Genomic DNA, 1143 nt, shown 5'->3' with positions numbered 1-1143 from the left:
GATGAGCGGCATATCGTTCTCTCATTTTGTATTTATCCGTTAGTAAATCGATCAGGCCCTGCCCTTGGGAAGGCAAGTTCAAGGCTTCATTTACATAACAGCTCGTTGGTACAGCCAGATCATTGGACATCGTCATCGAACCAACGACATTGTAGTGACGAGCTACCCGTTCCGCTCCGATAAAGTCCGTTGTATCAACACACTCAAAATAGTCGGCTTTGCTTGCCCCGATACACGTTGGGTCACGATCAATCACCACTACTTTCATTCCAAGCGCTTGCGCCTGTTCAACAGCCGGCATTTGAAACCGACTTCCCCCTAAAACTAAAAAGTTTTTCACCATAGCCAAGCCCCCCTTTCTAATTATTTTTTTCATGTATTCAATAAGCTGTTAGAAGTGACTACTATACTTTTTTTCAACTCATTCAAAAACTGTGAACATCTTTGCTCAGCCTCGGTCACGTCTTCCCCTTTGAAAATGACGTAACCGTAATGCCCTTGACTAGATTTGAGCTTGGATACTTTTTGTTTCTCTGATACATAAAGAGCAAAGTCAATGGGACGATAATTATGAATAAGTGAGGGTATATTTCCAACTTTTTTAACCATTCCGTTGTCGTTAAAATAGAGCATTTCTACAGCTACCGCTTCATTTCTTGTTGCTGGTAAACATTTCACTTTTTCCCCGCTCGCTGATTGAACAGTAAGAGTAACTAGATCAATGTCAGAATGAAGTGCAACAAGCTCGGGTAATTGATGTGCAGCCAGTCTGGCTCCCGTTTCAATAACGAAAAGAATTCCATTGGAATCCAGTATTAAATCTAAATGACACGGTCCGTTTTGAATTCCAAGACTCATTAACGCCTTTTCACATTCATTTTGGATATTTCTCAGTTGCTCTTTAGAAAAAGTAGAAGGAAATGAATGTCCAATTTGAACCATTTGTATAGTCTTGAAATTACAAACAAAGCAATACACCATTTCCCCGTTCACACTAAAAGTCAGAGCACCAAATTCCGTTCCTTCAATAAATTCTTCAATAAGCACGCGGCGGCTGCGACTAAAGCTCATCGCATACTGAACCGCTGCTTCTAGCTCGCCCATGCTGGTGATCTTACTGACACCGCGGCTGCCTGAGCTGTC

2 protein-coding genes are annotated in these 1143 nt (G+C 41.8%); both read right to left on the bottom strand.

Translation table 11 applies throughout. From position 1 onward, the window contains the following. Positions 1–343: ATP-grasp domain-containing protein (locus tag IRB43_RS17615; RefSeq protein WP_203364748.1), on the bottom strand; the 343-nt coding region annotated here is incomplete at its 3' end. A 29-nt stretch (positions 344–372) separates the two neighbouring features. Beyond that, positions 373–1143, bottom strand: a 771-nt coding sequence (locus IRB43_RS17610; RefSeq protein WP_203364747.1) for an ATP-grasp domain-containing protein, incomplete at its 5' end; no start/stop codon positions are given.

It is taken from the genome of Bacillus sp. REN10 (assembly GCF_016820555.1).
GTDB lineage: Bacteria > Bacillota > Bacilli > Bacillales > Domibacillaceae > Bacillus_CE.
The sequence above is the reverse complement of the archived record's forward strand: the minus strand, read 5'-3'. Positions and strand labels throughout refer to the sequence as shown.